The organism is Rhodopirellula europaea 6C (assembly GCF_000338295.1).
Lineage (GTDB): Bacteria > Planctomycetota > Planctomycetia > Pirellulales > Pirellulaceae > Rhodopirellula > Rhodopirellula europaea.
The window spans coordinates 1-6,435 of record NZ_ANMO01000039.1; the positions used below are offsets into that span (position 1 = coordinate 1).

Annotated in this window: 3 protein-coding genes; 1 reads left to right on the plus strand and 2 read right to left on the minus strand. The window is 57.5% G+C overall.

Annotation, left to right across the window (positions count from 1 at the left end):
• A partial coding sequence (locus RE6C_RS03570) for a MarR family winged helix-turn-helix transcriptional regulator (protein WP_039961105.1) occupies window positions 1-334 on the plus strand: 334 nt, incomplete at its 5' end.
• Between the two features lie 671 nt (window positions 335-1,005).
• On the opposite strand, the gene RE6C_RS03575 is transcribed toward RE6C_RS03570, so the two are convergent.
• Together RE6C_RS03575 and RE6C_RS03580 are read right to left on the minus strand one after the other, a co-directional pair.
• Window positions 1,006-2,463: a DUF1501 domain-containing protein gene (locus RE6C_RS03575; protein WP_039961106.1), complete on the minus strand. Its 1,458-nt coding sequence runs from the start codon at window positions 2,461-2,463 to the stop codon at window positions 1,006-1,008.
• 12 nt (window positions 2,464-2,475) lie between these two features.
• Complete coding sequence (locus RE6C_RS03580) at window positions 2,476-5,937, minus strand: PSD1 and planctomycete cytochrome C domain-containing protein (RefSeq protein ID WP_008653954.1); 3,462 nt, start codon at window positions 5,935-5,937, stop codon at window positions 2,476-2,478.
• Window positions 5,938-6,435 lie beyond the last annotated feature (498 nt).

Genomic DNA, 6,435 nt, shown 5'->3' on the forward strand with positions numbered 1-6,435 from the left:
AGTCCACCTCAGTCACGCGACAGTCACGGGGATTGTGCAGCGATTGGAACGACGTGGCTTGGTCGGACGCTCACGGAGTGACAAGGACCGACGCAGTGTTTTGATCAGCATTACCCAAGATGGTGAGTCGCTGCTAAATCACTCTCCATCGTTGCTGCAGGATCGGTTTCGTTCGGCGTTATCCGAATTGCAATCTTGGGAGCAATTGCAAATCTTGTCGACACTGCAACGGGTTGCCAGCTTGATGGGTGCCGAAGCAATTGATGCTTCGCCACACTTGACGCCAGGTGAAATTGACGGCCTCGAGATCGATGCCAATGCTGATCAACTTTAGCGACGAACCTTGACGAGCGGGTAGACACCACGGATGTCATTGCTATCGGGTCTCGTCGGTCTTGGTTTGAGCAATGCCATGGATATGCCGAGCTTGGCAGATTAGCGATTCGCAATGCAGATCTGCTGGTCGATCATCACACGGTGCCAATGATCGAAATCGCAATCGGGATGACAGTCCCGGCTATCCTTGATCTTAACGCCAGGGCGGCAACGTACGCGTTTGCTAGCGGAATGTAGCCGGTAGAAGTGCGTCACATGTCGGTCAATCGACTGGCCTCCATTGAAAAATCTTCTCGCTAAGATCGAGCGCATTGGGGCGTCATTGATCTCATGCTTTGCTTCGTTGAATTTCATCCCCTTTTGAAGTTTCAGTCTTGGCGGAAGCACAAGGTCGATTTGTGTTGGTCAGTGGCGATGAGTGAAGTTCGTGCCTCACGCGTGGACTGTTCCAGTTCAGTTTGAGGGTAGCTGAACTCGTTAAGCGTTTCGTTGGTGGCTGTGAAATCGAAAGTCTTGGCGACCTCCGCTATGAACTTCGGCCGCGATCTTAGCGGACTGTTGATTGAATGGGTTTCGCAATTTGCGAGATCAGCCGATTGGCGTTCGCTCATGGTTACCGGAGACGAACTGGACGCGATCGTGTTCCAGCTGACTCACTGAACAGGCTGCCTAGCTGATGATGTCGTGGACGACGTGACCGTGGACGTCGGTCAGCCGGAAGTCGCGGCCTGCGTATCGATAGGTGAGCCGCGTGTGGTCAAAGCCTAGCAGGTGCAAGATCGTGGCATGCAAGTCGTGGACGTGCACGGGGTTCTCGGCAACGCTCAGTCCCACTTCGTCGGTGGTGCCGTACGTTGTACCGGCCTTCACACCGCCACCGGCCATCCAGACGGTGAACCCGTCGTCATGGTGGTCGCGTCCCGGGTTCGCTGAGACGGGCAATTGAACCGTTGGCGTGCGTCCCATCTCGCCACCCCAAATCACCAACGTTTCGTCCAGTAAACCTCGCTGTTCCAAGTCTTTCAGGAGTGCTGCGATGGGACCATCGCATTCACGGGCCAGTCGAGGGTGATTGCGTTCGATCGATGCGTGTGAATCCCAGGGTTGGCCTGCGCCGTGATAGACCTGGACATAACGCACGCCGCGTTCGCTCAATCGCCGTGCGATCAGCATCTGACGCCCTTGCAGCGAGTCGCCGTACATCTCCTGTGTTTCTTTGGTCTCGGTGGAGATGTCAAACGCATCGCGTGCTTCCCCCTGCATCCGGAAAGCAAGCTCGAGTGACTCGATGCGGCCTGACAACTGGGCATCGTCACTGCGATCGGCCAGGTGCATTCGGTTCAGGTTTTGAATCAAATCCATCTGCCGTTTCTGCTGGGACGGCACCAAGTAGTCGTTGTCGATGTTGGCGACCAATTCCTCTGGGTTGGTGTACTGCGTGTCGACGTGCGTGCCTTGAAAGATGCCCGGCAAGAACGCGTTTCGCCAGTTCGCCGTCGCAGCGGTTGGCAAACCGGATGGGCACATGACGACGTAGCCGGGCAAGCTTTGATTTTCGGTGCCCATGCCATACAAGGTCCACGCGCCGACGCTGGGCCGCGGCCGGACGATGTCGCCACAGTTCATCATCATCAAACCGGGCTCGTGATTGGGGACATCGGTGACCATCGAACGAATCACACACAGCTTGTCCGCGTGCTGGGACAGCTCGGGAAACAGCTCGCTGATTTCAATTCCCGATTGGCCGTGCTTTTGAAACTTGAACTTGGACTGGTGCGCGACACCGCCCAAACGCCGGTTGTTTTTCAGTTTGTCGTCCAGCGTCTTGCCATGCATCTTGGCCAGCATCGGCTTGGGATCGAACGTATCGATCTGGCTGGGGCCACCATTGGCGAACAAGTGGATCACTCGCTTGGCTTTGCCAGGAAAGTGCGTCGGTCGGACTGCCAAGCTGTTGGCGTTTGCTTCCGGGGACGCCGCCTCGGCAGCGAACAGTCCGCCGGAAGAGCCGATGCCATCGCCCAGCATACCGCCATCTTGCAGCACGCCGGCCAGTGCCAGCATTCCCATGCCCATCCCGCTGCGACGGAGCATCGTTCGGCGGTCGGTGAAATTGTTTTCAAACATCACGGGTGACACTCAATCGAGGTAAAGGAATTCATTGGTCAACATCAGAGCCTGGGCCAATTGGTCGACACGACCAAGCGGTTGCGGTGCGGGCGGCGCGAAGTCCTTTTGGGACTGCCAGCGATCGCCATTGAGTTCACCGGCAATGCCCGCAATCGTGATTGTCCAGGTGTGAGAATCCGAGTTGGAATTGGCTCCTGGACTGGCGACAAAATCAATCACGTCGCCCGCCTTCACTTGTAACCGGGGCACCGCCGGTTTGATCGTTCCCCGAGCGACTTGGTCTGTCGTGCGGAACTCACCGCTTCGAATCGACACGGTGATGCCGTCCCCATTGGGGCGAGCATGCGTCAGCTTGCTGGCGATCCGCACCGCACCATCGGCCGGAGCGACCCAGCGGCGAATGATGCTGTGCGCTGGATTGACGCCGCAATGTGCCGCGGTGGCCGACAAACGAAGGAACTTCAGCTTCGGGTCAGGGAATGCTTCCGATGCCTGGTAGGCTTTGCCGGACCAATACGGAAGTGGCTGAAAGTCGTCCTCTGCGTCGCCGGCTTTCTTGGGTGCGCTGGCGATGTTCCCCCAACCGTACTGCCATACTCCACCGAGAGCCTGCCCGTTGGTGTCCGCAGCGGCGACCAGGAACCGTTTTGCCATTGTGATTTCATCCGCTGACGGATCACGCGAAAACACTCGTCGGTAGAGCGCCGTGATCGTTGCCGCGTCGGCCTCGTTGCCTTCGGCTTCGTCGGCAACACGATCGGCCAGTTCACGTGCTTGCACGGCTACAAACGGGTGATTCATGAAGAACAAAGCCTGCTGCGGGATGGTGGTTTCCGCCCGCGAGGCTGCGGATGCGGTGGGCGACGCGAAATCGAACGTCCGCAAAATCGGATCGAGTTCCAAGCGGTCCACGTAAGCGTACAAACTGCGCCGGGTCGTGTACGGCGTTTCACTCAACTTGACCGAGCGTCCACCGACCGTGAGATCGATCGTGCCTGCGACTGAGACGATCGAATCCCGCATCGCTTCGAAATCGAGTCGTCGACGATTCTGTCGCCACAACCAACGGTTCTCCGGATCGACCGCGAACGCATCCTCTCGTAGTTCAGAAGATTGCTGGTAGGTGTGACTGGTTGTGATCGTGCGATGCAACCATTTCATCGACCAACCTTGCTCAATGAATTCGCTGGCCAACCAGTCGAGCAATTCTGGGTGCGATGGAGGTGAACTTCGCAATCCGAAGTCATCCAACGAATCGACCAAGCCACGGCCGAAGTAACGAGCCCAAACGCGGTTGACCAGCACACGAGCGGTCAATGGGTTTTCCGCTGACGTGATCGCTTCGGCAAGTTCGCGGCGTCCGCTGCCATCGGTGAAGGGGCCGTCGCTGACGTTGGACAACAACGACAAGAATTGACGCGGCACCCGATCGCCACGACGGTTCGCTTCGCCACGCAGCAGCACGAACGGGTTGACGGGCTTCTTCAGATCGACCAATGCCATCGCTCGTGGCGGCGCGGCCGGGTGAGTGGACTCGACCGCGGCGATGGCCTTTTCACGATCACCGAGAGCCTTGCGTCCTTTGCCTAGCAAACGTGATGCTCGCGCGACAGCTTCGACGTCGAGGTCAAACCAACCTCCGTCAGCCATCAGGATCTGTCGGATCGCTTCTTGGTTTGCATCAGCCAGCTTGCTCGATTGGTTGTCGTTCTTGACGTCCGCCGACTTCGACTTCGCGTCCCAAGCCTTCAGCACGCCGTCCATCACGCCTGCATAAGCGGCAATCAATTCACGCTGCGTCTTGGGATTCGATTCCACCAAGCTATCGCGGATGAGCGGATTCAGGTCCTTGTTCGTCCGCCAGGATTTCATCCATCGAGGCAATTGCTTGTTGAACTGTTTCGTGTTTGCGCCCAATGCTTGGTTCCATGGGCCCAGGATAGGATGCGAAACATCGGAACGATTCTTCAAGTCCGCCGCCAAGCGTGCGTTCAGCGGCGTCATCGCGGTCTCTTTGATCTTCAATTGGCCAATCACACCACGGATCTCTTTTCCGCGAGCGATCGACAGCAGATAGAAGCCGTCCAGGTACGTCGGCAACTGCTTTTTCAAATCCGCGATCGCTTGTTTTCGCAAGTCTTCCTTGTACTCGGCGAGCTCGTTCTGCTTGGCGGTCAGTTGAGCTTGGAAATCCGCTTTCAATTCATCGGAGAATGATACGTCCGTGTCGATGCGCGGCAGTGTCTCCGGAAGAGCACAACTCGCGAACACGCCATAAAGCGAGTAGTAGTCCTCCGTCGGGATCGGATCGTATTTATGATCGTGGCAGCGTGCACAACTGACCGTGATTCCCATCAACCCACGACCGACCACGTCAATTTTGTCCGCGATTTGTTCCAGGCGGTTGTTTCGAAAACGTGGGCCAACGGTCAAGAAACCCAGTGCCGCCAGCGATGGTGAATCGGCGTCTTCGGTGTAGAAGTCCGCTGCGATCTGTTCGCGAACAAATTGATCGTAGGGTTTGTCATTGTTCAGCGACTGGATCACGTAGTCGCGATAGGTGTAGGCGTACGGGTAACGAAGTTCGGCTTGGGCCTGCCAATCGCGAGTGTCACCGTAGCGTGCCAGGTCCAACCAGTAGCGTGCCCATCGTTCGCCGTGATGCTGGTCGGCCAGCACCGTTTCGATCCATTCCGCGACCACCACTTCCGTGTCGCGTTTGTCATTTACAAAGGCTTGCACCTGAGAGTACGTCGGGGGCAGCCCCACCAGGTCGAAGTGCAACCTGCGGACGATCACCTCGCGAGACGCGGGCTTTCCTGGCGTCAATCCATTGCGGTCAAGCGAGGCGGCAATGAATGAGTCGATTGGATGGGCCGATTGTTTTTGATTCGCCGCGTTCTGCTCAGCCGGTTTCGAAGTCGTGGGAACCTTAGGCTTTTGCAGCGGTTGGAATGCCCAGTGTGACTCGGCGACCTGACCGATCGCTTCTTGGTTACCGAGTGCCGGAGTCATCTCCGTGGCATCGGACTCTGCCGTGTCCTGATTACTTGCGGGCCACGGCAAACCCATGTTGATCCAACGCCGCAGAATCACAATTTGATCTTCGTCCAGCGGGCCGTCCGGCGGCATCATCTCCATCCCGCGTCGACCAAGCACCGCATCGATGATCAGGCTCTCATTGACGTTCTTGGCAACCGCTGCTGGACCGCTGATCCCGCCCTGCAGAATCGTCCCCAGCGAATCCAGTCGCAGATCGGATTCCTGCAGCGCATCCCCGTGACATTCGTAGCAGTGCTCAATCAGCAGCGGTCGAACCTTTTCTTCAAAGAACGACTCCCGCGGGTTCAAACCATCGGCATACGCACCAGCGCAAGATATCGCAACGGCAAGCAAACACGCGAGGAACCGGACGGTTTGGTGTATCCAGACAGAACGCACTTTTGGGGAAGACATCAATGAGACCGTCATTGAAAACCTATTCTTTCATCATGAAACGGCCCCGCAGGTGGGACGCACGCGGAGGTGCGTGACGGGGCCAAGCAGACCTGATTGTAACTGACCCAGTCTGCCGGCACACGATCGAAGTTTTGAGCGCAACTCGCCGGTGTTTTGCTGACCGTCCGAGGAGATATTGTCGGTTTGGTCAAGATGGCCTGCGAGTTCCGAGCGGCATATTGGCTCCGCGGTGCGGCGATAGGTTCCGAGCGATGAGATGGGGCGGATTGAAAAAGTGAAATTGTAAATTGTAAATTTCAAAATCTGGGCGGTGGCGGCGATGACGGGACATGAACCGGCGGAGCATTCGGAGACGATCCTCGCCCCGGATGGGGCCGGCGTGCTTAGCTCGGGGCGGAAGCCCCGAGACTGTTGGCGAAAAGGATCGGGCCGCCCCGGACGGGGCCGGCGTTGGGCATGGCGCGTGGGTCTCGCTGACGCGTCGGGTTTCCATTTCGACGGGCTTGGAAG